Consider the following 25,348-nt stretch of genomic DNA (forward strand, 5'->3'; position numbering starts at 1 on the left):
AAGGAACATGCCCATGCTAAACACCCAACCGAACCTGCAGGCCTGCGACGACTTTTATGAAGCGCTGATTGCGACGCACCAGGGCCTGTCCACGCCCGAGAGCCACGCCATGAACGCACGCCTGGTGCTGCTGCTGGCCAACCACATTGGCGACCAGGCCACGCTACAGCACGCGCTGCAACTGGCGCGCGGCAGTGCCGTGCCCACGGCCGACCGGCGCACCACCCCGGCCATCACGCCCGTGGTGCCCACCCACGCGGTGGCGGCCTAGCCCGCACCTTTTCACCTAGCACTTCAGCACCGCGCAGACGGTGCGGGGTCCGCCCCGCCTTGAACTTTGACAACTACGGAGACAACCCCATGCAGCGCAAACATTTCCTCGCCACCCTCGCCGGACTGGCCCTGGCCACCACGCTCCACCTGGCCCACGCCCAGGACCCCAAGCCACTGGAATGGGTGGTGGGCTACGCCGCCGGCGGCGGATCAGACATCGTGGCGCGCACGATTGCCGAGTCGATGTCGGCCACGCTGGGCCGCCCCATCATCATCAACAACAAACCCGGTGCTGGCACCAACATCGCTGCGGAGTACAGCGCGCGCAACAAGGACTACGGCAACCTGATGTTCTCGGCCGACTTCGCCACGCTGGCCGCCAACCCGTTTTTGTTCAGCAAGCTCGCCTACAACGCTGAAAAGGACTTTCAGCCCGTGGGCCTGCTGGTGCGCTTCCCCATGTTCCTGGTGGTGTCCAACAGCGTGCCCGCTAAGAACCTCAAGGAGTTCATGGCCTGGGCCAAGGGCCTGCCCGATGGGGTGAACTGGGCATCGGCCGGGCCAGGTAGCCCGCATCACTTGGTGGGCGAGCTGTTCCGCGAACAAAGCGGGCTCAAGCTCACCCACGTGCCTTATCGCGGCGCGGCCCCGGCCATCCAGGACGTGATCGGTGGCCAGGTGTCGGCCATGTGGATCGACAGTGCCACGGTGTACCCATTCCTCGCGGGCAACAAGGTGCGTGCCATTGGCGTGGCCAGCCCGCAGCGCGTGCCCACCATGCCCGATGTGCCCACGATTTCCGAGCAGGGCCTGCAGGGGTTTGAGGGTTTTGCGTGGCAAGGGTTGGTAGTGCCTTCAGCTGCATCCGCAGACACTGTGACCCAGTTCAGCAAAGCCTTGCAGACAGCCCTGGCTGATACCCGCACCAAAGCCCGGCTGCAGGCTCTGGGGGTAGAACCGATGCCGGGTACTGCCGCTCAGATGGCGAGTTTTGTGCGCAGCGAGCGCGAAAAATGGGGCCGAGTGATCGCCGCAGTGGGTGTGAAGCTCGACTGAGCCTGGCGTTGCCTTGCTCAGCAGCACCGGCCCCAGCGGCGCTTGCGCTGCAATGCGGGCACCAACCACAACAGCTGAACGGTGGTGTAGCCCAGCAAGGCCATCACCACTGCCAAGGTGGGCAGCCCCACCAGCAGCGGCGTGCCCAAGGCCTGCATCCAGGTGGCCAGCGCTTGCACCGAGAAGTCACCGCCGGGGGATACGCTGCTCCAGGCAGGCAAGGCCTGCTCACCCGGCATGACCAAAGCACCCAGGTAAAACGCCGCCGCGTACAACGGCACCGTGGTGAGGGGGTTGGTATAGAACGTGGCCACGCCACCGGCCACGATGTTGCCGCGCAGCCAAGCACAGGCCAGCAAGGTACCGGGGATTTGCAGCGGGCCGGGGATGAGCCCACAGAACATGCCCGCCGCCACGCCCCGCGCCAGGGGCTGGCGCTGGAAGCGGAACATCGCCCGCTGCTCCAGCCAGGGCTGAAAGCGGGCCAGCCAGCTCCCCTCTAGCCGAGCACGCACCTGTGGCTCCAGCCCACGCAGCCAGCGGCGCAGGGTGCACAGCGTTTGCATCATGTGCCCCTCAACCCATCAGCACCGCAGCTGCCGTGCCTGCACCCCAAAGGGCGGTGAAGACTGCCAGCAGCCCCACATCCCGCGACTCGTTCCCCACACTGCGGGCCGCCACCGTGGCCACCACCAAGGCGGCCAGCAGGCACACCATCACTGATTCAAGTATGTCCATGGTGTGCTCCGTTCAATCCTTGGGGGGCAAAGCAGCGGGCTTGCCGTGGGCGCTTTCGCCAGAGCTGCGCAGCGACAGGATGATGGAGCCTGCAATCAACGAAGCAGTCACCAGCAGCGCGTAGCCAATCGGGATCTTGACCAGGTCAATGAGCAGCATCTTGCTACCGATAAACACCAGCACCAGCGCCAAACCATAAGCCAGCAGGTGAAAGCGGTTCGCCAGGTCGGCCAGCAAGAAGTACAAGGCGCGCAGGCCCAGGATGGCGAAGATGTTGGCCGTGAGCACGATGAACGGGTCGCTGGTGATCGCGAAGATGGCTGGAATGCTGTCCACCGCGAAGATGATGTCGGTGGTGCCGATGAGCACCAGCACCACGAACAGCGGGGTGTAGTGCTTGACGCCATTGATCATGGTGGACAGCTTTTCGCCGTCGAACTGGTCCGTGATGCGAATGCGCTTTTTCAGGAACTTCAGCACCGGGTTGGTCGCGATGTCAGGCTCTTGCCCGGCAGCAAACCACATCTTGGCGCCCGTGATGACCAAAAACGCACCAAACACATACAGCAGCCAGTGGAAGGTCGCCAGCAGCCATGCGCCCGCCAGGATCAGCAGCGTGCGCAGCACGATGGCGCCAATGATGCCGATGATGAGCGCGCGCTTTTGGTACTGGGGTGGCACCGCAAAGTAGCTGAACAGCATCAAAAAGACAAAGATGTTGTCGATCGACAGGCTCTTTTCCACCAGATAGCCGGTGATGAACTGCATCGACACCGTGTTGGCGATCTCGCGGCCCTGACTGCTGTCCAGGTACCACCACAAAATGGCGACGAACACGAATGCCAGCGAGAACCACAGCAGGCTCCAGCGCGCGGCCTCGCCCATGGTCACCTTGTGCGCACCCTGGCGCTCCATCACCAGCAGGTCGACGCCGATGGCCACCACCACAAAGACGGCAAAGCCCGCCCACATCCACCAAGTTCCTATTGTTTCCATGCGTCCTCTCCAAAAAGTTTTTTGTAGGCCCGCGCAGCAGGCCAGCCCATAGCTCCGCACTGTAGGGGCACAACAGTCCCTTAAAAACCTGTCATATTGGTAGCATTGGTTCGGTTTTTACGAACCAAATCTCTCCATTCAGCGTCCCCAACCGCACCATACCCCAGAGGCCACTATGAGCCAAAGCTTCAACTACCGCCACCTGTACTACTTTTGGGTGGTGGCCAAAGAGGGCGGCATTGCCCGCGCCGCCGAGCGGCTGGACATGGCCGTGCAGACCATCAGCGCCCAGGTGCGCGAGCTGGAAAAAGCGCTGGGCGTGAGCTTGCTGCGCAGCGAGGGGCGCAACCTAGTGCTTACCGACGCCGGGGTGGCCGCCCTGCACGAGGCCGACCACATCTTTGCCCTGGGCGAGCAACTGCCCCACCGGGTGCGAGAGGCTGCCACCGGGCCCACGCTGCGGCTGAACTTAGGGATCTCAGACGGCATTGCCAAGCTGGCGGTGCACCGACTGCTGACCCCGGTGCTGGACGAGCCCCACCTGAAACTGCTGTGCCATGAGGGCGAATTCCAGCCCCTGCTGGCCGAGCTGGCGATGCACAAGCTCGATGCGGTACTGGCCGACCGCCCCGCGCCGCCCAACCCCGCCCTCAAGACCACCAGCCAGCTGCTGAGCACCAGCGCTGTGGCCTGGTACGCCCCCGCCGTGTGGGCTGATGCGGCCAGCCACGCCTTTCCCAAAAGCCTGGGCGTAGTGCCCGTGCTGCTGCCCACCGACCACGCCGCCATGCGCGCGCGCATTGACCACTGGCTGGAGCGCGAACGCATCCGGCCCCGCATTGCGGGTGAGTTTGAAGACAGTGCGCTGCTGAGCACCTTTGCCGCCACTGGCATGGGCGTCATGCCTGCGCCCGTGTTTCTGGGCGAGCACCTGAAAGCCACCCACGGCCTGGTACACGTGGGCACCACGCCAGAGGTGGAAGAGCACTTTCACCTCATCTACAGCGCCCGCAAGGTGATGCACCCGCTGCTGCTGCGGCTGCTGAACCCCGCCGCTTGAGAGCTTGGTCAGTTACGGCCTGAAGAATCGCTCACCCCATCTGCCACACCCTGCTCAAAACACGGACAGTTACGCACACAAAAAGGGCAGCGATCTGCATCACGACCAACGGCACCACAAAATGTGGCGAAATGTGAGAGCCGCCGTAACCCATTGATTTGTATAGCACCGCGTCGCCTGCCTTTTTCGCAGGCAACGCAACCAAAGCCAATGCCGACAAGGCCTTGCGAAAGGTGCCACCGGGATATCAACAGAGTTATCCACAGAAATTCTGAACTTTCAGCGAAAGCCTTGGCAAATCAAACACTTGCAGTGCACTCTGCACAATCCACAGAAAAAAAGGCGTGCAACCAAGCACCATGGTGAACTGGCCTCCTCGGCACTTATGCACACAAGCCCTAGGGTGCAACACGTGCGACCCCATGCCAGCGCCTAGCACAAGCCCAGCCCCAAAAATCCGTCAGATGATTGATTCATAAGGATTTTTTGCTTTGCCCAATTTCAAGGCAATCTGTCCAGAGCCTTATGCCATGCGGGTTTGGCGCAAGTGCCGACAGCATGTCAACAAAGTTATCCACAGAAATTTGGGATGATTATTGCCATGCACTCAGGGCTTACGCAGGCCTGTGGTTTGCCCGCAAGGCGAAGTTTCAGCGCCTAGCACAAACCCGATCACCAAAACTCGTCAGATGATTGATTCATAACGATTTTTTGTACTGCACAATTTCAAGGCAATGTGTCCGGAGCCTTATTCCATGCGGGTTTAGCGCGGGTGCCGACAGCATGTCAACAAAGTTATCCACAGAAATTTGGGATGATTCTTGCCATGCACACCAGGCTTGCAAGGGCCAGTGGTTTGCCTGAGAGGCGAAGTGCAAGGCGATGTCTGTGGCCGGCAGACACCGCATTACGGCGATATGCTGTGGCGCGTGGCCCAAAATCGCTCATAACACGCCACCCATCCCCAGCCTTTACAGCCACCCGCCGCCCGCCTGCGGCGCTCTTGCACACGCCAACGCCATGTCCTCATCGACTTCCCTGTGGAGCCCCCTGCGCCAGCCTGCCTTTCGGGGCATGTGGCTGTGTGGCGGCGTGTTCTTCATTGGCAACGGGATGCAAGCCATGGCAGCGGCCTGGTTGATGGTGGAGCTGACGGGCTCCTCGTTTTTGGCGGCGCTGGTGCAAACCGCCGTGTTTTTACCCATGTTTTTGCTGGCGCTGCCCGCCGGGGTGCTGGCCGACACGACCGACCGCCGACGCCTGATTTCGGGCGCGCTGATCGCCCAGACCCTGGCGTTTGCACTGCTCACGCTGCTGGTGCTGGCGGGCTGGGGTGGGCCGGCCACGGTGCTGCTGCTGGTGTTTGTGGGTGGGTGCTGCACGGCGATGCTGACCCCGGCGTGGAACTCGTCGGTGATTGACCCCGTGCCGCGCGACGAATGGCCCCAGGCCATCACCGCCGTGAGCATTGCCTACAACGCCGCACGCGCCGTGGGCCCCACCTTGGCCGGGCTGGTGTTTGCACAGCTGGGTGCGGGGTGGGTGTTTGCAGTGTCGGTGGTGTCCACGGTGGTGATGTGGGAGTCGATTCGCCGCTGGCCGCCGCGTGCACATCCGCCCTCACGACTGCCACCCGAACGCCTGTGGGGCGGCATGCTCAGCGGCCTGCGCTTTGCCTGGCACTCTGAGCTGATCCTCGCCCAGCTGGTGCGGGTGATGGCCTTCAGCGGTGCGGGATCGGCCCTGTGGGCGCTGCTGCCGGTGATTGCAGCGCGCCAGCTGGGCACGGGCGCGCAAGGGTTTGGCCTGCTGATGGGCTGCCTGGGCACCGGGGCGGTGGCCGTGGGCCTGGTCATTGGCAAGCTGCGCGCGCGCTTCAGCCTGGATGCGATCGTGCTGGTCAGCTGCCTGGTGTTTGCGGCGGCCATGCTGGTGGCAGCACTCACCAAATCGGCCCCGCTGGTGTACCTGGCCATGGTGCTCGGTGGCGCGGCGTGGATGTCCGCCATGTCCACCTTCAACACGGCCACCCAGGCCAGCGCCCCACCCTGGGTGCGCTCGCGGGCCGTGGCGCTGCACATGGTGTCTACCCTGGGGGCGTTTGCGATTGGCTCGGCGTTTTGGGGCGCGGTGTCGGACGTGGTGGGCCTGACCCCCACGCTGTGCGTTGCGGCGGCAGCCATGGGCATTGGTTTGCTGCTGGCGCGCTCCATGCCTTTGCGCATGGGCGCACTGCACGAGGTGACCCCCGCCACGCCGTGGGACGAGCTGTTCATCGAAGCCGAACCGCTGCCGGAGGCCGGACCCGTGGCGGTGGAAATTGGCTACCGCATTGCCCCAGGCTCCGATGCCGCCTTCCTCGAATCCATCAGCCGCCTCAAGGCCCCGCGCCGCCGCGATGGCGCCACCTTCTGGCGCGTGTACAAAGACCTGGGCGAGCCTTCGCGCTACGTGGAGCGGTTCATCGTGGAATCGTGGGCCGACTACCTGCACCAGCGCGCCCGTGCTACGGTGGCCGACCAGACGCTGGAGACCGAGGTGCGTACCTTCCTCGCGCCCGGCGAGACTGCCAGCATGTCGCACTACATCGCAGAACGCTGAAGCGCGCACCACGGCGAGGCAAGCAAGGCAGGACTACGGTCTTGCCCTAGATCAATGTGGACGCAATCCCCAAGGCGTCGGCGCCACAGGGCCTGGAAGGCCTGGCGCTCAGCCTGCGACAATCAGCGGATGAGCTACGCCCCCCTCACCAACGACACCTTCCTGCGCGCGTGCCGCCGTCAGGCCACCGATTACACCCCCCTGTGGCTGATGCGCCAGGCCGGCCGTTACCTGCCGGAGTACAAGGCCACGCGTGCCCAGGCGGGCAGCTTCATGGGCCTGGCCACCAACGTCCAGTATGCGACCGAAGTGACGCTGCAACCGCTGGAGCGCTTCCCGCTCGATGCCGCCATTTTGTTCAGCGACATCCTCACCGTGCCCGACGCGATGGGCCTGGGCCTGACGTTTGCCGAGGGCGAGGGCCCGCGCTTTGCAAGGCAAGTGCGTGACGAAGCCGCCGTGGCCGAACTGGCCGTGCCCGACATGGACAAGCTGCGTTACGTGTTCGATGCGGTGACCAGCATCCGCAAGGCGCTCAATGGCCGTGTTCCCCTCATCGGCTTCTCGGGCAGCCCCTGGACGCTGGCCTGCTATATGGTCGAAGGCAAGGGCAGCGACGACTACCGCCTGGTCAAGAGCCTGATGTACAGCCGCCCTGACCTGATGCACCGCATTCTGGCCATCAACGCCGACAGCGTGGCCGCGTACCTGAACGCTCAGATCGACGCAGGCGCCCAGGCCGTGATGGTGTTTGACAGCTGGGGCGGCGTGCTGGCCGATGGCGCCTTCCAGGAGTTCAGCCTGGCGTACACCAAGCGCGTGCTCTCCCAGCTCAAGCGCACCGGCGTGGATGGCACCGACGTGCCTCGCATCGTCTTCACCAAGGGCGGCGGCATCTGGCTCGACGACATGAGGGACATCGACTGCGAGGTGCTGGGCCTGGACTGGACGGCCAACCTGGGCAAGGCGCGCGCCATCGTCGGCGGCCAAGTCGGAGGGCCTGGCAAAGCGCTCCAAGGCAACATCGACCCCAACGTGCTGTTTGCGCCGCCCGCGCAGATCGTCACCCAGGTGCATGCCGTGCTCGACAGCTTTGGCACGCCGCACACCGACCGCAGCACCACCGGCCCGACCCACATCTTCAACCTGGGCCACGGCATCAGCCAGTTCACGCCCCCTGAGCATGTGGCGGCGCTGGTCGAAGCGGTGCACAGCCACTCGCGCGCGCAGCGCCTGCGCGGCTGAACAGGACACCGCCCCGCCGGAGCCCACCGGGCCTGCGCAGCCCCGGTTGTGCACAGCCCTGGTGCACACCTAAAAATCCCAAACGCTAGGCCGGTGGCGATTGATATTTTCAAACGCCATGGGCCTTACACCGCTAAGTGGTTGATTCGTATAGCACCACACCGGTTGCCAGTTTGCTAGGCAACCTACCACAGCCCCGGTATTTCAAGGGGTTGCGGCGCGCATCCAATGGATATCAACAAAGTTATCCACAGAAATTTTGGATTTCTTGCAAACCCTTGCCAAATCAAGCACTTAGCAGCCAAAGTGCACCCACTACGCCAAGCACTGGTGACGGCCGCTCACACATTGCGCAGGCCCCACCTATTGACGACGCTGGACATTGCACTTATGCACACGCAGCGGCAGGCAGCAGAGCCACCATCGGGTAGCACGTCATAGCACAGAAAAAACCCGCAAAAACCCTTCAGATGATTGATTCATAAGGATTTTTTCTGCACTGCCCATTTGCTGGGCATTTTGTTGAAAGCCTTATGCCACGCGGGTTTAGCACGGGTAGCTACAGGCTTTCAACAAAGTTATCCACAGAAAAGCGGGATGAGTGCACGACACCCGATGGAGCCCGTCAATGGGCGAGTGTGTGCACACATGGATATAGGCCAAATTGGCCCCTAGCGCTTATGTAAAAAGCGCAAGCAGCTATCAATACAGTAGCAAATCCACACACTGCAGCACGGCAGGATCCCAGACAGGATCGGCTACCCTGCGTGGCTGGCAAAGTAAACCACGCGCCAGCCATGGCCCGGAAACCAGCGCAGGCGCACGCCCAGCAGGCAAGTGCCTTCAAACTCGACACGCACCTCGTCCATGTCCACGCGCTGCCCTCGCAGTGCTCGGCGCAGGCGGTTTCCATGGGTTTGCAGTGGCGATGCACCCACCACCCGCCCCGAGCGGCAACTGTGCCTGGCGGCTACGGCCTGCAGCGCCTGCGGTGTGGCACCCGTGTAGCCCCCTTGCAGCGTCAGGGCCCAGGCCTCGGCGTAGTGGTCCTGCTGCAAATGGCCCAAAAAGCGCTCGGCCACCGCCATGGGCTCGGTAGGCTGGTGCGCAGACCGGGCCCAGAGGCCAAAGAGCAGTCCGGCGAGCCCCAGCAAGCCCAGAGCCACCAGCGTCCAATTTTGGGTTTTTTTGTCCAACAACGCCCCTTTCGCCCGCCACCCCAACACGGCAGCCACTGCCCCACCACAGTGCACGGCGCGGCACCTACGCACAGGTGCACCGCACCCAGCCTCTTTTTTCTGATCCGGCACAATTTTCTTAAAAAAAAGGCCAAGGCACCGCTAAGTGGTTGATTTTGTTTACACCGGCGCCGCTGCCTTTTTCATGGGCAAACCACTGAAAGGCCCGATTTCACGGGGCTGGCGCGCGGTGCACAGCGGATATCAACAAAGTTATCCACAGAAATTTGGGATTTCTCGCAAACCCCTGAAAAATCAACCATTTAGCCAACACAGTGCATCTGAAGCAGGAATCTCACCGCACGGCGCTAGCACAAATTGACCGGTGCCAACGCTATTGACGCCAGCCTCGCACTGACTTATGCACACGGCGCCCGCTACGGCAGCCACACCCACCCAGCCCAGGCTTTAACACAGAAAAAACCCTCAAAAATCGTTCAGATGATTGATTCATAAGGATTTTTTTGGCATTGCCCATTTCCTGGGCATTCTGTTGAAAGCCTTATGCCATGCGGGTTTAGCGCGGGTGGCTACAGGCTTTCAACAAAGTTATCCACAGAAAGGCTGGAAGACTTGTGAATCGTCTGTGAACTTAGAACCTGTTCTTACCTGCTGACACTGGCAGCGACAATCAAGCGTCTCGCTCATCCCATTCCACCACCGCCTTGTCTGCCCCCGCCCCATTCATTGTCCAAGTGGCTTTGCAAACCCCATCGCACAGCGGCGTTGGGGATTTGCTGAGCTACGCCAGCCACGCGCCCTTGCCTGCAGGCACGCTGGTGCGCGTGCCCCTGGGCCGCCGCGAAGTGCTGGGCGTGGTGTGGGACGCCGAAGAGGCCACCGGCGAGCTGCCCGATGGTGCCACCCTGCGCGCCTTGACTGGGGTGCTGGAGGGCGTGGCGCCGCTGGATGCACACTGGCGCCGCCTGGTGGCGTTTGCGGCGCGCTACTACCAGCGCGCGCTGGGCGAAGTGGCCCTGGCCGCCCTGCCCCCGCAGTTGCGCGACCTCCAACCCGAGCAGTTGGCCCGGCGCCTGCGCCGCCCGGCCAAAGAGACTGGGAAAGCGGGAAAAGCAGGAACAACAGAAGAGTTGGGCGACCCACAAAATGCTATACAAAACATAGCGCTTAGCGCTGAACAGGAAAGCGCCAGGGCCCGAATTTCTGCAGAAAAAGGCCCGTTTCTACTGTTTGGCAGCACCGGCAGCGGCAAGACCGAGGTGTACCTGCGCTGCGTACAAGAGATGCTGGAGGCCGACGCCACGGCCCAGGCGCTGGTGATGGTGCCCGAAATCAACCTCACGCCCCAGCTCGAAGAACGCTTTGTGGGCCGTTTTGCCCCGCGCTTTGGTGCGGGCGCAGTGGTGTCGCTGCACAGCGGCATGACGAACCCGCAGCGCCTCAAAAGCTGGCTGGCCGCGCACAGTGGCGCGGCGCGCATTGTGCTGGGCACACGCATGGCCGTGTTTGCCAGCCTGCCAGGGCTCAAGCTCATCGTGGTCGATGAGGAGCACGACCCCAGCTACAAGCAGCAAGAAGGCGCCCGCTACTCGGCGCGGGACCTCGCCATCTGGCGGGGGCGCGAGCAGGGCGCCAAGGTGCTGCTGGGCTCGGCCACGCCATCACTGGAGAGCTGGCACGCCAGCCGCCCGCCCACGCCCGAAGACCCCGAGGGCGGGCGCTACGTGCGGCTGCACATGCCCAGCCGCATTGGCGCGGGCGCCCTGGCCCGCGTGCGGCGGGTGGACATGAACCAGCAACCCCGGCGTGCCATGTTCAGCGCGCCGCTGCTGCAAGCCATCACCGAGCGCGTGGCGCGCGGCGAGCAGAGCATGGTGCTGCTCAACCGCCGGGGCTACGCGCCCGTGCTGCACTGCGTGGACTGCGGCTGGAAAAGCGACTGCCCGCACTGCAGCGCGCACCAGGTGTTCCACAAGACCGACCGCACCCTGCGCTGCCACCACTGCGGGTTCACGGTGCGCGTGCCAGCGCACTGCCCCAGCTGCGGCAGCCCCGACATCCACCCCATGGGCCGGGGCACCGAACAGCTGGAAGAACAACTGGCCGCCCTGCTGCGCAACGTGCAACGCGCTGACGGCAACGCCGCCCGTGTGGCCCGCATCGATGCCGACACCACCAAGGCCAAAGGCGCGCTGGAGGCGCAACTGGCCCAGGTGCACGCGGGCGAGGTGGACGTGCTGGTGGGTACGCAGATGATTGCCAAGGGCCACGACTTTCGCCGCATCACGCTGGTGGCCGCCGTGCAGCCCGATGGCGCGCTGTTCAGCAGCGACTTTCGTGCGCCCGAGCGGCTGTTTGCGCTGCTCATGCAGGCCGCAGGCCGCGCCGGGCGCGATGCCGCCTACATGGCCGCCCAAGGCACGCCGTGCGAGATGTGGGTGCAGAGCTTTCACCCCGACCATGCCGTGTTCGAAGCCCTGCGCCGACACGACTACGAGGCCTTTGCCGCGCAGCAATTGAAAGAGCGCCAAGAGGCCGCCATGCCCCCGTTTGCCTACCAGGCCCTGGTGCGGGCCGACGCGCGCACGCAGGAAGTGGCCCAGGGATTTTTGAGCGCCGCCACCGCCGCAGCCCACGCGGCAGGCCTGCCCGGGCTGGAGCTGGTAACCCTGTTCCCGCCCGTGCCGCTGACCATCCAGCGCGTGGCCAATGTAGAGCGCGCACAGATGCTGATGGAAAGCAGCAGCCGCACCGCACTGCAGCGCTTTTTGGCCGCATGGCAGCCCGTGCTGCAAACCACGCGCAGCCAGCCAGAGCACAAGGGCCTGGTGCGCTGGCTGGTGGATGTGGACCCGCTGACGATTTGAGCTGCATTTGCGGCAATGTCCAGGGGGCAGAAGCGCTCAATCGATAGGCGGAACAGCCAACTGCGCGGATCCAAGAGGGCGCTTATCGAAGGTATTGCACGGCGCTACTGCCGGTAGCCCCTGGCTGGGCAGGGGCTGAAATCTGACACCACAGGCAGCACGCCCCAGGACACTCCCGGACACCGCCACCACAGTACATACTCCGGACACCGTCCATCCCTGCCCCAATGCGTTACTACACCAACCTCCTGCCCCCGCTGTGGACCACCATCGCCGTTACAGTGGCCACCCTGGCGACCAACTGGATCTGGGCATCGTGGTTCATCAAAGCCAAAGGGACAGGCCTGGCGGTGCTGATGGTCTACAGCATCTTCGGGTGGCCGCTGATGCTGGCCGCCATCTACCTGGCTCTGGGTTTTATCCTCAGGCTCTGCGAGGGCCTGCCCTGGCTGCGCATGGCCATCGTGCTGGCAGTGATCGGGGCTGGCTTTGCCGTGTTTGGCGTGCCTGGCCCGTGGAACCTGCTCCTGTGCGCCGCCCTCGCCCTGTCTGTGGGGCTCCAGGCCATGCGCACGGCACAGGACGATGCCGATCTGGAGAAACTATAAATGGCCGTCAAAGAGAGGCCGCCAAGCGGTCTGCTGGCCAGCTTTTCGGCGCCGCTGTGGGAGCGGCTGGGCCTGGTTGGCGTGCGGCCTGAATGGATCGTCAAAGGCCAGCACCGGGGCTATGACTGGATGGCCATCGAGCTTGACCACCGGCCCACGGGCATGTTCCAAGAGACGTACGTCACCACCACCGTCTTTGTGGTTCGGCTGCCGCACCAGTCCCCGGACTGGTATCTGCCCAGCCACCACATTACGCCCGAGCAGCAGGTGTGCGTGGACGACGCCTGCGTCTACGCCGCTGCACTAGGGCAGCGCCCCCGTGTGCGCACATGGACTCACTGGCTGGACCTGGCCGTGGACGCGGCCGAGGAGGTGATCCGCACCGAAGGCATGCGCCGCAATGACAGCCCGCAGCAGAAAGCCGGGCGGGCCGACGAAGCCAGTTGGAACCCGTCTGATACGAGCCTGCTCCTTCTCTGGCTGGTGCCGATGGCGGTCTTCAGCTTTCTGAACGTGATGATGCTGCTGGAGGCCTATGGCGACTGGCAGCGCCACGGCGCCATCCTCCGCTGCCATCCCAAAACCGCCATGGGCACCTATCTGCAAGACTGGAAGGCAATGGCCTATGCCGCTTCGCTGGCAGTCCCCCTGTTGATCGTGCCCAAGGCGCTGTACACCATGGCCACGCGCATGTACAAGCCGGGTTTTCTGTTTCAGCTCTGCGTCGAAGGGGCAATCTGGGCAGGAACCACGTATGCGCTGTACCACGCCCGGCAAGCCCTGGTGGAATCGGTGCAGCGGGCTTGCTAAGAACCTGTTCAAACAGCAACCGTCCTGTGCAAGGGCCCCTGTGCGATGTGATTGAAAATGCCCTGATGACAAAACCATGGGCACATGGTGCCCGGTGTGCTGGCTGGCAGATGTGGGCCTGCGGACGGTTTGAGCGCCTGCACGACGCAGAGCCAAACACCGCCAGCGCCGCTTGTTTATTGAGTAAATTTCGGCTCTAGCGCTTTCACAGAAAGCGCTAGAAGCTATAAAAACAGTAGCAAAACCACACCAACCTCCAGTCAAAACCCATTCAAGACCCAGAGGAGACAACCATGGCCCCCGATGCATTTGCCCAGACCCTGGCCGTGCAAGGCTTTGAGCCCCCAGTCACCGTGCAGCGCGAAGCCCACGGCATGCTGGCCCAGCACACCCACCCCTTCGAGGCCAAGGCCTTGATCCTGGCGGGCGAGATCCGCATCGCCGCACAAGGCACTGAGCGCACTTACCGCAGCGGTGACATCTTTCACTTACCCGCCCACGAGCCCCACACCGAGCACTATGGCCCCGAGGGCGTGACCTATCTGGTGGGGCGCAAGGCAGGGTGAGCTGGCGGTGCCCCGGGGCACCGCCGTCTGCCGCCCTAACCGCTTGAAATGAAGAACGGCGCACTGCCTGGGCAGTGAGCCGTTCTTGTTGGGGACCAGCAGGGCAACGGCCCCAAAAGCCGCTGCCTAGTTCAGGCCTGGATCACATCACGGTCATCGGGGCACGGGCATCACAGTGCCCCATCGCCCAGCACGATGCCCTCACGGCGGGGGTCTACACCGCCTTCGAGCTTGGTCTGGCCGTTGCGGTTGACGCGCATGATGGTGGACACGCCACTGGACTGCGCGCCGTTGTTCACCGTGTGGCCCTTGGCCTTGAGGCCGTCGATCAGCCCCGTGAGATTGAGCGACGTATTGGCACCGTCCACGTTGGTGGTGGCGCTGTTGGTGGCGCCAATGTTCACCAACGAGGTGGCCTGCTGGGCATCGAGCCCCCAGTCCAGCGCGCCGACCACGGTCTTGAGCACGTACTGGATGATGGTGCCGCCGCCAGGCGAGCCGGTGGCCATGACAAAGTCGCCAGGCGCGGTGCCCTTGAACACCAGCGTGGGGGCCATGGTGCTGCGGGGGCGCTTGCCAGGGGCCACGCGGTTGGCCACGGGCACGCCAGCGGTGTCTGCGGGCTGGGCCGAGAAGTCGGTCAGCTGGTTGGTCAGCAAGAAGCCGCCCACCATGTGGTACGAACCCATGCTGGACTCCACGGTGGAGGTCATCGACACCACGTTGCCGTAGGCATCGACGATGGAGAAGTGGGTGGTGCCCTTCTCCACGGTCTTGTCCACGCCCAGGGGCACACTGCCCAAATCACCAGCGGCTGCAGTGCCCATGGACTTGCCATCGGCGTTGATCAAGGCGGCGCGCTGCTTGAGGTAGGTCTTGTCGATCATCGACGACACACCGTTGGCAGGCAGCGGGATGAAGTCGGTGTCGGCCACGTACTTGTCGCGGTCGGCATAGGCCAGGCGCTCGGCTTCAGACACCAGGTGCACGCCCATCACGCTGGGCACGCCGCCTTCGTTGGCGGGGTTGGTGGGGCCGTATTTGGAGAGATCGAAGTTCTCCAGAATGCCCAGCGACTGCGCAATGGCGATACCACCCGACGAAGGTGGCGACATGGTGCAGATGTAGTAGCTGCTGCGGTACGTGGTGCACACGGGCTCGCGCTTCTTGGCCTGGTAGGCCTTGAGGTCGGCCGTAGTCATCAGGCTCGGGGTGATGGGCGTCTTGGCCGTGTCATCGCCCACCGACTGGGCGGCCTTGGCCACGATGGCATCGGCCATGGCGCCAGAGTACATGGCCTCTGCACCGCCGGACGCGATGGAGCGCAGCGACTGCGCATAAGGCAGGTTGGTAGTCACGGTGCCGCTGGTCTTGGGGGTGCCGTCGGCGTTGAAGTAGGCCGCCACGGCGTTGGCGTCCAGCCGCAGGCTGGCGGCATTGGAGGCAATGGCATCGCCCATGCGGGTGGGAATTTTGTAGCCGTTGGTGGCCAGGTTGACGCCTTCGTTGAACAACTGGCCCCAGGCCAGCTTGCCATGCTCCTTGTGGGCCATGTCCAGCATGCGCATCACGCCGGGCACACCGATGGAGCGGCCGCTGCGGCGGGCACTGGGCACGGGCGCGGTTGATGAGGCATCGGTCTGGTTCTGGCGCACCAGGTAGTAACCGGTGGCGGCTGCAGGGGCGGTTTCACGGCCGTCGTAGGCCACTACTTTCTTGGTGGCGGCGTCGTAATACATCATGAACGCGCTGCCTGCGATGGTGCTGGACTGCGGCTCGACCAAGCCCAGCACGGCCTGCACGGCCACGGCGGCATCCACGGCGGTACCGCCGGCCTTGAGCACGTCGCATCCGGCCTTGGTGGCCAGCGGTGTGTTGGCCACCACCATGTAGTTGCTGGATTGCTTGGCCTTGTAACCGAGGCGGTAGCCCGAGGCCGCCTCGGGCGCTGCGGGGTCGCCCGCCAGGCCCGAGCCCACCACCACAGGCGCGCCCGTACTGGAGACGATCGAGCAGCTCTGAGCGTTGCTGTCTACGATCAGGTCAGAGTCGGAGCCGCTTCCGCACCCATACAGCGACAAGGCCACGGCCACGGGCGTCAGCGCCCACAGCCACACTTTTTTCTTCATTCCAGACTCCTGTGATGTCAAAACGGATTGCAGTGTCACACTGCGGAAACATTTTGACGCAACAAGCGTGCCGACGTGGCCATGGGGTCCGAATCAAGGGAAAACCCGGAGTGCACCGTTTTGGGGCCCGCCGGATCAGATAGGTCAGGTCAGCAGGGCCACAGCCGCAGAAAAGCTCAAAAACGCCAGCGCGGTGGACACCAGAATGATGCGGGCGATGCGCCCGTTATTGGCGCCAAACCGTTCGGCCAGCAGCGAGACATTGCTGGCGCTGGGCAGGGCCGACAGCAACACCAGCACCGTGAGCGCAAAGGGCGTCAACGGCACACCCAAGGCCATGGCCGCCGAGCCCGCGCCCCACACCAGCAGCGGGTGCACCAGCAGCTTGGCCAAGGCGATGGGCACGTAGTCGCGCGCGGGCACCTGCTCATGCGCGTTCATCTGCGAGCGGGCCAACACCGCGCCAATGGTGAACAGCGCCACGGGCGATGCCGCATCGGCCAGCATGGCCACCGTTTTATCGACCGGGCCGGGCAGCTTGAACTGCAGTGCGGATGCCAGAGCACCCAGTGCAATTGACCAGGGCATGGGGTTGGTGGCCATGCCCTTGAAGGCACTGCGCAGTGCCACGCCCACGCCGTGGGTGCCTGCACCATCCAGGCGCGACAGCGCAATGCACAGTGAGCTGGTGATGACCATGTCCACCACGATGGTGACGATGGCTGGCCCGGCACTTTGCGCGCCCAGCAGCGCCACCAGCAGCGGCACGCCCATGAAGCCGGTGTTGGGGAAAGCCGCCACCAGTGCGCCAAAGGCGGCATCGTTCCAGCCCATGCGTGCCTTGCGCGTCAAGGCCACAGTGACGCCCACCATGACCAGGGCACACAGCAGGTACACGCCTGCTACGGCGGGGTCGAGCAACTGGCCAATGGGCGTGCTGGCACCAAAGCGGTACAGCATGCACGGCAGTGCAAAAAACAGCACAAACGCGTTGAGCCCTGGGATGGCGGGCTGCGGCAACACGCCCCGCCGGGCGGCCAGATAGCCGCACAGCACCAGGGCGAAAAAGGGGAAGGTGATGGTGAGGACGGACAGCACGCGTGCATTGTCCTTGCAGCGCCTGCCCCCTAGGCGTGCAGCCCCGGAGGTGGTCAGCGCAAAGTCAGGTGGGTGGGGTCGTGGGTAGCGAGAGCTGGCACTGGGTCACTGCTTGCGCTGCACGATCAGGTTGCGCTTGGCATCCTCGGGGTAGGCAAAGGTGATGGCCCCGTTTTTCACCATACCCACCACCAGCATGTTGCGGGTGATGGCGTCTTTGTCGCTGGCGCTGAAGGGGTGATCGTAGGTGGTGACCACGCCATAGTAGGTCTTCATCTTGCCTTCCAGCGATTCCTTGATAGCCTGGCCCGTCAGGTTGCCGTCGCGGATACCGAGGAACGAATACATCAGCAGGTAAGTGGCGTCGTAGGCATTGGCGGCGGCCATGGGCACGGCGGGCTTGCGCTGGAACTTGCGGCTGTAGCCTGACAGGAAGGAGGCGCGGCGCTCGTTGCTGGGCTCGGCCACAAAGGTCTGCACCGTGAGCGCGCCCTCGGCCGCGTCTTTGGCACCGTCCAAGAAGAAGGGGAAGGACAGCGTCCAAGGCCCTACCTGCGAGACCTTCCAGCCCAGGGCCTTCTTGCCATTGGCGATGACGGCGTTCTCTGGCCCCACGGTGTAGCTGTAGATCACGTTGGCACCCGCATTGCGGGCAGCCGATAACTCAGCGGTCAGGTCCTTCACCCCCACCGGGAAGCGGGCCACATGCACGGGCTTGAGGTTTTTGGCGGCCAACGCCTCCACCACATCCTTGTAGCCGCCGTCGCCGTAGCCCGTGGTGTCAGCAAAAATCGCCACCTTGTCCCAGCCGCGCTTGACGACCTCGTCCACCATCATGGGCGCCTGCAGCGCATCGCGCCCCTGTACGCGGAAGATGTAGCTCTCCGGAGCGGGGTAGGTGCTGGTGATGGCCGAGCCCGTGGCGCAGGGCACGATCAGGGGGGTTTTGGCTTGCTGGAACAAATCCAGCGACTTTAGGGCCACGCCAGAGTTGCAAAAGCCGAGCACGGCGGTGACTTTCTCAGACAGCAGCTCTTGCGCGGCTTGGCGCCCACGGGCAGGGTCAGCCGTGTCGTCTTTCACCACCAGTTCCATCGGGCGGCCCATGTAGCCGCCCACAGCGTTGATTTCGTCGACCGCCAGCTTGATGCCGTTGAGCATGGGCACGCCAAAATCGGCCGAGGCACCGGTGAACGGCCCGATCACACCGATGCGCACAGGCACATGCGAGCCCTGGGCCTGGGCCCATGGCGCACTGCCCAGAGCAAAAGCAGCCCCAGCAGCGACCAGCGCCACGCGCCACAAACGGACACGTGCAGCAGGCTGCACGGTCAGGGGATGGGATGCGCTGAGGGAGCTGCGAGAAACAGGGGAAAGGAAACGGAAGGAGAAGCGAAAGGCCTGCACTGTGTTGTTCTCTCTGATTTTTGGAATGCCGGGATGTGCGAAGCAGTATCTCGACAAGCACCAGAGCCCCCAAGCGGGATTTCCCGCAAGGGAATGCAAACAAATATTACAAACCTCCCCCCTCCGAATGTCAGAACTCCAGGGCCTTTTCGACGTCTTGCACCTTGCGGCGCGCCAGGGCCAGATTGGCCTTGGACTTGTCCAGCACCAGATACATAAAGATGCCTTCTTTGCTCGCCATGGGGCGAATGATGTGGTACTGCTTGCCCAGGGTGATCAGGATGTCGTCGATCACATCATCCAGCCCAAGTGCGCGCATGGTCTTGGTTTTGGCGCGAACCACTTCGGTGTTGCCAGCGGCTGCCAGCTCCATGTCAACGCCGCCACCAGCGCTGCCCAGCAACATGCCGCTGGAACTGTCCACAATGGCGGCGCACAGGGCACCATCGACAGCGACGAGTTGGCTCAGGGATTCATTCAGATTGGACATTTGCTTTCCTTTGATCGCACTGGCTTTGTTATGAAACAGGCATGGCTGCCAATGAAACGCCACACCCGACCCTCAAATTCAATGCAGGCCAGTGGCCTGCCTGGCCCGCTGCATCAGCGCTGCCCAGCCAGGGTTTGGGAGATTTCTCCGGCAGACCACAGCGCCCGCCCCAGCACGGCCCCGGGCCTAAGCACCAGGCACAGGATGCAAGGAAAATCGCCGCCAATGGCCTGAAAGACCACCACGTTGCCCTCGGCCTCAAAAGTGAGGCGATTGCAGTGGGACACCTGGATCTCACGCCCCACCGCACGGCCCATGGCCATGAGCGAGCTGGCCATGGCGGCCAGACGGTTGATTTGCAGGTCTGAGCGATTGCGCAACGAAGCGATCTCAAAGCCGTCGGGGGTGGTGAGCAGCGCCATCTGCAACCCATCGATGGGAGCGGCATAGCTGTCTAACGCTTGCTTGGAAGAGGTCACCAAAGACGCCGGGATAGAGGGGTGGGATGGCTTCATAGAGACTCGTTACGCAATGACAACATCGTCACCAAAACCCCCAGGGCCTGCAACATCTGATTGCGGTCCCTGACGTCCACGGGCAACACAGGCACGACGCCATGGCCCGCTGCCATCAGACCAGCGGCAAAGGCTTCGATCTGCTCTTGTGATGCCTGTCGGGCACTGAGCACCAAAGTGACAGGCGGCAAGGGCGTGGCAGCGGTTTCGTGCAGCAAGGTGCTGGTGGACTCCAGTGCGTCCGGGGCATGCAGGTCGGCCATGACGAAGATGCCCACCGACACCGAGATGGCCCACTGGCGCATGAAGTCGAACCGGTCTTGCCCGGGGCAGCCGCACAGTTGCACGCGCTCGCCGTCGCCCAGGTCGATCTCACCAAACTCGGCGCCCACCGTGGTGTATTCCTTGGTGTGGGCCACACGGTCGAGGTTGGGCACATCGGTGGAGACCATATCGCTGCCGCACAGCGCATGGATGGCCGTGGTTTTGCCAATGCCCATGGGGCCCAGCAAGGCAATGCGGTGCATACCGCCGAGGCCCTGGGCAGGGGTTTCCGGGGGCATCATGCGCGGATCGCCCCTCGCAGCCAGTGCGTCAGGCGCTGCACCAGACGCCGCTGACCAGCGCCTGCAGACGGATGCGCAAGCGGCCTGCCTGCAGGCGGCAGCGCCGCCACCTGGGTGCGCAGCACGCCACGCTGGCGGAGCTCCACCAGCAAGGCACTCGCTTGTTCAGGTGCCAAGCCGCCATGCTCTTGCAGCTGTGCCACCGTCACGGCCTCGCGGGCCAGCATGGCCAGGGCGCGCAGGTAGCTGGGCCCGTTGAAGGGGGCGGCCAGAGCCACCCAGCTGGTCAGGCGATAGCGTGCGGTGGCACCAGCGCCTTGGCCGGTCGCCAGGGCCTGGGCGCCCACGGGCACGAAGACAGGTTGGGATTGGGGTTGGGGTTGGCGGGCCTTCCAGTCCATCAAGAAGACGGCGGCACGGTCCAGCATGTCGATCAAATCGGCCACGGTGTAGTCCGGTGGCAGGCGCCCGACCCAGATGGACGCACGGATCCAGCGAGCGGGCGGCTCGCCCACCCAAATGACGCACGGGGGCCAGTGCGGCAGATCGACATGGCCCGCCGAGGCATCGAGCACCAACACCTGCGCACGCGAAAGCGCGGCCTCGCTCCAGGCGAACACCGACTTGCGTGATGCAACGGAAAACAGTTCGAGAAAACGGGTCCGCAGGGCCGGCGACAGCAAACCGGTTGCAATGTCGCCACTCAAATTCTTTTTCATGCAGGGTCTCGTGGAGGGTTGCGAATGGGCGTTAGAACCGGCTCAAAAAGAGCATGGCGCCGCTCAATAAGAGGTCAGCCTGGCCATCAACTGCTTTGTGGCGGGTCCAACAACGGCAACGGACACAATCTGCAACAGACTCCAAAAGAATAAGCCACCTGACGATAAATTGCTGGGGTAAAAACGGATTAAGAGCGCGCGGCAACGCTAGTTGACAATTGCACAGCACTGGCCGCAACACCGAGGCATGAGCCCCTTGCCTGAAATCAACGCGGGGTATCATTCGCCCCCCTTGCACCCGCCGTGCATGTCCGCTCTCACCCTCTCACTACCCACATCTAGCGCTCCATGTCTGCCGGTCTCAACCTCGCCCAGCTTCAGGCTGTCCACTACACCGATGGGGCCTGCCTGGTGCTGGCCGGCGCAGGCTCGGGCAAGACGCGGGTGATCACCATGAAGATCGCCCACATGATCGAAAAAGGCATGGACCCCAAGCGCATTGCGGCCATCACCTTCACGAACAAGGCGGCTTCTGAAATGCGCGAACGTGCGCAGCACCTGATTGGCCGCCGCGCCAAGGACGTGCTGGTGTGCACCTTCCACGCCCTGGGGGTGCGCATGGTGCGCGAAGACGGCCATGTGCTGGGCCTCAAGCCCCAGTTCAGCATCCTGGATGCCGACGATGTGACGGGCATCCTCAAAGACGCCTCGGGCGGCACCACCGATATGGCCACGGCGCGCCAGTGGCAGTGGGTCATCAGCAAGTGGAAGAACATGGGCCTGACCTCCGAGGAGGCGCTAGCGCAGGCGGCGGACGACAACGAGCGCATCATCGCCACGCTGATGGCGCGCTACGAGGAGCGCCTGACGGCCTACCAGAGCGTGGACTTTGACGACCTGATCGGCATGCCACTGCGCCTGCTGAGGGACTTTCCGGAAGTGCGCGCCAAGTGGCAGGCTGCGCTGGGCCATGTGCTGGTGGATGAATACCAGGACACCAACGCCACGCAGTACGAGCTGCTCAAGCTGCTGGTGGGCAAGGAAGGCCACTTCACGGCCGTGGGCGATGATGACCAGTCCATTTACGGCTGGCGCGGTGCCACGCTGGACAACCTCAAGAAGCTGCCGGTCGATTACCCGCACCTCAAGGTCATCAAGCTGGAGCAGAACTACCGCTCCACCAGCGCCATCCTGCGCGCAGCCAACAACGTGATCGGCCCCAACCCCAAGCTGTATCCAAAGACGCTGTTCAGCGAGCTGGGCGAGGGCGAGCCGGTGCGCGTGGTGGACGCCGACAACGAGGAGCACGAAGCCGACCGCGCCGTGGCGCGCATCCTGAGCCTGCGGGCCTCGCTCAACCCCATTCCGGAGTGGAAGAGCTTTGCCATCCTGTACCGCGCCAACCACCAGGCCAAGCCGTTTGAGAAGGCGCTGCGCAAGGCCAACGTGCCCTACAAGGTGTCGGGCGGCACCAGCTTTTTTGACCGGGCCGAAATCAAGGACCTGTGCGCCTGGTTTCGCCTGTGGATCAACAACGACGACGACCCGGCGTTTTTGCGCGCCATCACCACGCCCAAGCGCGGCATTGGCCACACCACGCTGGCGTCCCTGGGCGCGTTTGCCACGCAGCACAAGCAGAGCATGTTTGGCGCACTGTTCAACGGCATGCTGCCTGCAGCGGTGCCCAAGCGCGCCATGGACGGCCTGCACGAGTTTGGCCGCTACATCAACTACCTGGAATACAGCGCGCGCCGCACGCACGGCGCCGAGGATGCCCGCACCTTCTTGAACGACTGGCTCAAGGAAATCGGCTACGAGCAGCACCTGTACGACAACGAAGACAGCGAGAAGGTGGCCGCCGCCCGCTGGAGCAACGTGATGGAGTTCTGCGACTGGATGGCCCAGCGCGCGGGCGGGCAGATCGACGATACGGCGGGCGCCGTGGTGGCCAAGGAGACCAAGAGCCTGCTGGAGGTGTCGCAGACCATTGCGCTCTTGTCCACCATCAGCGAGCGCGAGAAGGACCAGGACATGGTCACGCTGTCGACCCTGCACGCCAGCAAGGGGCTGGAGTGGCCCCATGTGGTGCTGGTGGGCGTGACCGAGGGCATGCTGCCCTTCAAGCTCGACGACGACGAAGGCCGCCAGCAGAAGGTGAGCGACGACACCCTGCAGCGCCTGCAGGAAGAGCGCCGCCTGATGTACGTGGGCATCACCCGCGCCCAGCGCACGCTGGCCGTGAGCTGGACCAAGCGCCGCAAAAAGGGCCGCGAAATGGTGGCCGCGCAGCCCAGCCGCTTCATCGCCGAGATGGGCCTGGACAAGACCACCGTGCGCGAAGACCCCCGCGAAAAGCTCAAAGCCCTGCGCGCCGAGTTCGCCGCCAAGAAGGCGCTGACGGACAGCGCGCCACCCAGCGCCTGACCGGCTTCGCGCCCCTGAGAGTTCGCCCCATGAAACGTTCCGCCCGCTGCGCACCCGATCGCTTGTTGACAACGGTTGCTTTGATTTTGATAGCTATCAGCGCTTGTCCTACAAGCGCTACCGGCCAAAACGCCCCACAATCCGGCGCAGCCTGCACGGCGGCGGTGGTCATGACCCACCAGCACCTGCAAGGCCGCTGGAACGCTGAGCTTCAAGCGACCACGCACGGTGCGACGCCCCAGCCACAGCCCACCCTGGCCGTGCTGCAACTGGGCCCGCACCCCGAGCTGGCACACAGCGTGCGTGGTACCGTGCAGCGCGACGGCACCACAGCCCAGGTCAGCGGCGACGTCGATGACGGCGACCTGACGCTGGAAGAATCAATCAACGGCACCAATATCAGCGCCACCTGGACAGGCCGGGTGGTGGAAGGCAGTTGCGGCAAGGAAATACGCGGAACATGGAACAACGCCCAAACACCCAACACCCAGCAGCCCTTCGTCCTGCGCAAGCAGGCGGGCTGGCAGTAACCCCCGCCCACTCGGGCCGCCGCAGCACTTGGCCTGCAGCCTTGGCCCTGCTGCTGGCCCCTGCTGCCGCCATGGCGCAGACTGCGCCCACCGCCCCCACATCCGCCAACGAGGCCGCCTGGCGCCGCTGCACGGCCTTGTCGGGCGACAGCACGGCCCGCCTGGCCTGCTTTGACGCCTGGGCCGGGCAGCAAGCCTGGCAAGCCCCAGCGGCCTCGGCGTCAGCATCAGCTTCTGCCGCTGGCACGCCGTCCAGCACCAAACCCGTGGCCGATGCCAACGCCCCCACCACCCCGGTGGACACCACTTTGCCCGCCACCCGCATCATCGAAGTGGCCCGCACCGAAGGCTGCCGCGACCCACAGTACAGCGACCTCTCCCGCTTTTGGGAGCTGGAGTCGGGCAGCGATTGCGGCACCTTCAGCTTCCGGGGGTATCGCCCCATCACCGTGTCGGTGGTGGCGTCTGACTCGGTCAACCGGCAGCCCACATCGCCCTCGCCGGGCCACTCGGCCACCGAAAGCACACCCTACCGCACCACCGAAAACCGCATCCAGCTGTCGGTGCGCACCAAAGTGGCCCAGGGGCTACTCACGCAAGGGCACCCTACGCTCAAGGATTCGGTGTGGTTTGGCTACTCGCAGCAGTCGTACTGGCAACTGTTCACGCCGCAAATCTCGCGCCCCTTCCGCGCCACCGACCACGAACCCGAGGTGATGTACGTCTACCCCACCACGGCCCAGTTGCCCTTTGGCTGGCGCTGGCGCTACAGCGGCGTGGGCTTGGTGCACCAGTCCAACGGCCAGAGCGAGCCCCTGTCGCGCAGCTGGAACCGCGTGTACATGATGACGGGCATGGAGCTGGACAACCGCTGGAGCGTGAACGCCAAGCTGTGGAAGCGCCTGTCTGAAAGCGCGGACAGCGACGACAACCCCGGCATCAGCGACTACGTCGGCCGGGGCCAGCTGTCCGTGTTCTGGAACGCCAACAAAGACAACACCCTGGGCGCCACGCTGCGCAGCTCGCTTTCCAGCAGCGGCCGGGGGTCGGTGCGACTCGAATGGATGCAAACCCTGGGCAGCGGCCTGTGGGGCAGCAAGAGCAACCTGCGCCTGCACACCGCGTTGTTCAGCGGCTATGGCGACAGCATGATCGACTACAACCGCAAGCGCACCGTGTTCAGCCTGGGGTTGAGTCTGGTGGATTTCTAGCGGTCATCCCCCTGAGCGGCTGCGCCGCTTCCCCCTTCTCTCTCCTCGCTGCGCGAGTCGGGAAGGGGGACGACGCCCTCGCTGCGGGGCGGCCCTTGCTCGGCGTCCCGCGCTGGGGCAGCGCCCATTTCGTGCGCCGCGCCCCCTTGCGAACTGCTCAGGGCTCAGTGCAAAGACCACCGGTGAACGCAGCCCTAACACCCACTCACAACTCGTTACGACATCTTCCTCAAGTTTCAC

24 protein-coding genes are annotated in these 25,348 nt (G+C 64.0%); 13 read left to right on the plus strand and 11 right to left on the minus strand.

What is annotated here, in order from left to right:
* The first annotated feature begins 13 nt into the window (after nucleotides 1-13).
* Nucleotides 14-271, plus strand: a complete 258-nt coding sequence (locus tag C8C98_RS05075) for a DUF2783 domain-containing protein (RefSeq protein WP_121456040.1) — start codon at nucleotides 14-16, stop codon at nucleotides 269-271.
* A gap of 89 nt (nucleotides 272-360) precedes the next feature.
* Nucleotides 361-1,329 (plus strand): tripartite tricarboxylate transporter substrate binding protein, encoded by a 969-nt coding sequence (locus tag C8C98_RS05080; protein WP_121456041.1) that lies wholly within the window; start codon nucleotides 361-363, stop codon nucleotides 1,327-1,329.
* Between the two features lie 17 nt (nucleotides 1,330-1,346).
* Here C8C98_RS05080 and C8C98_RS05085 read toward each other — a convergent pair whose 3' ends face one another.
* Genes C8C98_RS05085 through C8C98_RS05090 form a run of 3 tightly spaced genes read right to left on the minus strand, consistent with a single transcriptional unit; the run spans nucleotide 1,347 to nucleotide 3,063 of the window.
* Entirely contained in the window at nucleotides 1,347-1,898 is a 552-nt protein-coding gene (locus tag C8C98_RS05085; protein ID WP_121453389.1) for a DUF2062 domain-containing protein, read from the minus strand.
* A gap of 7 nt (nucleotides 1,899-1,905) precedes the next feature.
* Nucleotides 1,906-2,067: a hypothetical protein gene (locus C8C98_RS21850; protein ID WP_199726550.1), complete on the minus strand. Its 162-nt coding sequence runs from the start codon at nucleotides 2,065-2,067 to the stop codon at nucleotides 1,906-1,908.
* A 12-nt stretch (nucleotides 2,068-2,079) separates the two neighbouring features.
* Nucleotides 2,080-3,063 (minus strand): TerC family protein, encoded by a 984-nt coding sequence (locus C8C98_RS05090; RefSeq protein WP_121453390.1) that lies wholly within the window; start codon nucleotides 3,061-3,063, stop codon nucleotides 2,080-2,082.
* A 175-nt stretch (nucleotides 3,064-3,238) separates the two neighbouring features.
* Here C8C98_RS05090 and C8C98_RS05095 point away from each other — a divergent pair, with 175 nt between their 5' ends.
* From C8C98_RS05095 to hemE, 3 genes are all read left to right on the plus strand, one after another.
* Nucleotides 3,239-4,123 (plus strand): LysR family transcriptional regulator, encoded by an 885-nt coding sequence (locus C8C98_RS05095; protein WP_121453391.1) that lies wholly within the window; start codon nucleotides 3,239-3,241, stop codon nucleotides 4,121-4,123.
* 1,020 nt (nucleotides 4,124-5,143) lie between these two features.
* A complete protein-coding gene (locus C8C98_RS05100; protein ID WP_121453392.1) occupies nucleotides 5,144-6,724 on the plus strand; it encodes an MFS transporter in 1,581 nt (526 codons plus the stop codon).
* Nucleotides 6,725-6,853: 129 nt separating this feature from the next.
* Nucleotides 6,854-7,969, plus strand: a complete 1,116-nt coding sequence (gene hemE / locus C8C98_RS05105; protein ID WP_121453393.1) for a uroporphyrinogen decarboxylase — start codon at nucleotides 6,854-6,856, stop codon at nucleotides 7,967-7,969.
* 758 nt (nucleotides 7,970-8,727) lie between these two features.
* Here hemE and C8C98_RS05110 read toward each other — a convergent pair.
* Nucleotides 8,728-9,165, minus strand: coding sequence for a hypothetical protein (locus tag C8C98_RS05110; RefSeq protein WP_147436326.1), 438 nt, complete (start codon nucleotides 9,163-9,165; stop codon nucleotides 8,728-8,730).
* A 148-nt stretch (nucleotides 9,166-9,313) separates the two neighbouring features.
* On the opposite strand from C8C98_RS05110, the gene C8C98_RS21490 reads away from it, so the two are divergent.
* The 5 genes from C8C98_RS21490 (at nucleotide 9,314) to C8C98_RS05130 (ending at nucleotide 14,019) form a co-directional block, all read left to right on the plus strand.
* Nucleotides 9,314-9,529 (plus strand): hypothetical protein, encoded by a 216-nt coding sequence (locus C8C98_RS21490; protein ID WP_147436327.1) that lies wholly within the window; start codon nucleotides 9,314-9,316, stop codon nucleotides 9,527-9,529.
* A 343-nt stretch (nucleotides 9,530-9,872) separates the two neighbouring features.
* The gene (priA, locus tag C8C98_RS05115; RefSeq protein ID WP_121453395.1) at nucleotides 9,873-12,035 is read left to right on the plus strand and encodes a primosomal protein N'; all 2,163 of its coding nucleotides are present in this window, start codon (nucleotides 9,873-9,875) and stop codon (nucleotides 12,033-12,035) included.
* A 227-nt stretch (nucleotides 12,036-12,262) separates the two neighbouring features.
* Nucleotides 12,263-12,643, plus strand: a complete 381-nt coding sequence (locus tag C8C98_RS05120) for a hypothetical protein (RefSeq protein ID WP_121453396.1) — start codon at nucleotides 12,263-12,265, stop codon at nucleotides 12,641-12,643.
* Complete coding sequence (locus tag C8C98_RS05125; protein ID WP_121453397.1) at nucleotides 12,644-13,453, plus strand: hypothetical protein; 810 nt, start codon at nucleotides 12,644-12,646, stop codon at nucleotides 13,451-13,453.
* Nucleotides 13,454-13,746: 293 nt separating this feature from the next.
* The gene (locus C8C98_RS05130; RefSeq protein ID WP_121453398.1) at nucleotides 13,747-14,019 is read left to right on the plus strand and encodes a cupin domain-containing protein; all 273 of its coding nucleotides are present in this window, start codon (nucleotides 13,747-13,749) and stop codon (nucleotides 14,017-14,019) included.
* Between the two features lie 170 nt (nucleotides 14,020-14,189).
* Here the strand turns inward: C8C98_RS05130 and C8C98_RS05135 are convergent, their stop codons facing one another.
* From C8C98_RS05135 to C8C98_RS05165, 7 genes are all read right to left on the minus strand, one after another.
* Nucleotides 14,190-16,148: a gamma-glutamyltransferase family protein gene (locus C8C98_RS05135; RefSeq protein ID WP_121453399.1), complete on the minus strand. Its 1,959-nt coding sequence runs from the start codon at nucleotides 16,146-16,148 to the stop codon at nucleotides 14,190-14,192.
* Nucleotides 16,149-16,292: 144 nt separating this feature from the next.
* Entirely contained in the window at nucleotides 16,293-17,246 is a 954-nt protein-coding gene (locus tag C8C98_RS05140) for an AEC family transporter (protein WP_121453400.1), read from the minus strand.
* Between the two features lie 105 nt (nucleotides 17,247-17,351).
* Nucleotides 17,352-18,575 carry an ABC transporter substrate-binding protein gene (locus C8C98_RS05145; RefSeq protein ID WP_370450336.1) on the minus strand — a complete coding sequence of 408 codons (1,224 nt, stop codon included), beginning with the start codon at nucleotides 18,573-18,575 and terminating at the stop codon, nucleotides 17,352-17,354.
* Between the two features lie 208 nt (nucleotides 18,576-18,783).
* Nucleotides 18,784-19,143: a hypothetical protein gene (locus C8C98_RS05150; RefSeq protein WP_121453401.1), complete on the minus strand. Its 360-nt coding sequence runs from the start codon at nucleotides 19,141-19,143 to the stop codon at nucleotides 18,784-18,786.
* A gap of 113 nt (nucleotides 19,144-19,256) precedes the next feature.
* Nucleotides 19,257-19,658: a roadblock/LC7 domain-containing protein gene (locus C8C98_RS05155; RefSeq protein ID WP_121453402.1), complete on the minus strand. Its 402-nt coding sequence runs from the start codon at nucleotides 19,656-19,658 to the stop codon at nucleotides 19,257-19,259.
* Complete coding sequence (locus C8C98_RS05160) at nucleotides 19,655-20,224, minus strand: ATP/GTP-binding protein (RefSeq protein ID WP_370450337.1); 570 nt, start codon at nucleotides 20,222-20,224, stop codon at nucleotides 19,655-19,657. Before C8C98_RS05160 ends, C8C98_RS05155 begins: the two co-directional genes overlap by 4 nt.
* Entirely contained in the window at nucleotides 20,221-20,943 is a 723-nt protein-coding gene (locus C8C98_RS05165) for a hypothetical protein (RefSeq protein ID WP_121453403.1), read from the minus strand. The genes C8C98_RS05160 and C8C98_RS05165 overlap by 4 nt, the downstream gene beginning before the upstream one ends.
* A gap of 348 nt (nucleotides 20,944-21,291) precedes the next feature.
* Between C8C98_RS05165 and C8C98_RS05170 the strand changes: the two genes are divergently transcribed.
* The 3 genes from C8C98_RS05170 (at nucleotide 21,292) to C8C98_RS05180 (ending at nucleotide 25,108) form a co-directional block, all read left to right on the plus strand.
* Nucleotides 21,292-23,367, plus strand: coding sequence for an ATP-dependent helicase (locus C8C98_RS05170; RefSeq protein ID WP_121453404.1), 2,076 nt, complete (start codon nucleotides 21,292-21,294; stop codon nucleotides 23,365-23,367).
* A gap of 170 nt (nucleotides 23,368-23,537) precedes the next feature.
* On the plus strand, nucleotides 23,538-23,897 hold the full coding sequence (locus C8C98_RS05175) for a hypothetical protein (RefSeq protein WP_233574458.1): 360 nt from the start codon (nucleotides 23,538-23,540) through the stop codon (nucleotides 23,895-23,897).
* Complete coding sequence (locus C8C98_RS05180) at nucleotides 23,828-25,108, plus strand: phospholipase A (RefSeq protein WP_121453406.1); 1,281 nt, start codon at nucleotides 23,828-23,830, stop codon at nucleotides 25,106-25,108. The genes C8C98_RS05175 and C8C98_RS05180 overlap by 70 nt, the downstream gene beginning before the upstream one ends.
* Nucleotides 25,109-25,348 lie beyond the last annotated feature (240 nt).

The organism is Acidovorax sp. 106 (assembly GCF_003663825.1).
Lineage (GTDB): Bacteria > Pseudomonadota > Gammaproteobacteria > Burkholderiales > Burkholderiaceae_C > Acidovorax.